Consider the following 662-nt stretch of genomic DNA (forward strand, 5'->3'; position numbering starts at 1 on the left):
GCAAGAACCGAAACGCTACCGCTAGTCTGGTTTACGCCGATGGTGATGGTCTGGCCATTATCCAAGGTGACGGTCAACGGATTGGTGATGTTAATCACCGCTGCGCCGTTTTTATCCACAAGGCTGGCGGTGTAGACGATATTGCCGCCTTCGCCGACGGTGGTAGTGGCGGTCAGGACGACGTCGACTTTGTCGATGGTGTCGTTGATCGTGGTGGTGGCGCCGTTGCCTGCTACTTCGAGTTTTTCGAAGTTGCCTCCGGAAGCATCAGTAATCTTTACGGTCTGAGTGCTCTTGTCGATGAACACGTCATCAGTAGGGGCGGGCACGGTCACAGTACCGACGGTCTCGCCAGCTTTGATAGTGATCGACGAGCCGTTATCCAGCTTCAAGGTGACATCAGTACCGGCCTTGTTGCTCAAGGTCGCGGTGTAGGTGATCTGGCCGCCTTCGTTAACGGCACTTGGCGCAGTCAGCGTAACCGTGGTGGTGTTATCGGTACCCGGTGTGTCCGTAACGGTGGTGTTCACCGCGGTAGTGCCAGGGACCAGATTTTCGAAATGCTCGCCGCCGGTCACACCCTTGATAGCGGTGGTGACAGTTTGGTCGCCCTTGTACACATCATCAGGAGCAAGAACCGAAACGCTACCGCTCGATTGGTT

1 protein-coding gene is annotated in these 662 nt (G+C 55.9%); it reads right to left on the reverse strand.

Features of this window, described 5'->3' with window-relative positions:
- The coding region (locus ACTJLA_RS26795; RefSeq protein ID WP_440842484.1) for an immunoglobulin-like domain-containing protein at positions 1-662 on the reverse strand (662 nt) is incomplete at both ends.

Origin of the sequence: Pseudomonas sp. 22072 (assembly GCF_052046095.1) — a bacterium.
Lineage (GTDB): Bacteria > Pseudomonadota > Gammaproteobacteria > Pseudomonadales > Pseudomonadaceae > Aquipseudomonas > Aquipseudomonas paracarnis.